The sequence below is a fragment of the Arthrobacter sp. A2-55 genome (assembly GCF_025548615.1).
Lineage (GTDB): Bacteria > Actinomycetota > Actinomycetes > Actinomycetales > Micrococcaceae > Specibacter > Specibacter silviterrae.
In genome coordinates, this window is sequence record NZ_JAJLOZ010000158.1 from 1 (window position 1) to 408 (window position 408).

Consider the following 408-nt stretch of genomic DNA (forward strand, 5'->3'; position numbering starts at 1 on the left):
CAGGTGGCGGCGGGCGGCCTCGGCCAGGCGGGCCGGCTCGTTGCTCAGGGCCGGGTCCACGTCCCCCATTTCGCGCAGGAAGATCTCCCTGATCTGGCTGCGGTTCTTGTGGATGGCCGGGACCAGGATGTGGCTGGGCTTGTCACGGTCCAGCTGGACAATCAGCTCCGCCAGGTCGGTTTCAAACGCGGCAATGCCCTGCCCTTCCAGGTATTCGTTCAGCCCGATTTCCTGCGTGGCCATGGACTTGACCTTGACCACCTCGGTTTCCCCCGTTGCCCGGATCAGCTCGGTGACAAGCTGGTTGGCCTCCTGGGCGTCGCGGGCCCAGTGGACGGTGCCTCCGCGGGCCGTGAAGTTGGCCTCGAACTGCTCCAGCATGGCCGGAAGGTTCGCCATGGTGGCGTC

The 408-nt window shown here is 66.4% G+C and carries 1 protein-coding gene; it reads right to left on the bottom strand.

From position 1 onward, the window contains the following. The coding region (locus LPN03_RS20760) for an LUD domain-containing protein (protein ID WP_262455767.1) at positions 1–408 on the bottom strand (408 nt) is incomplete at both ends.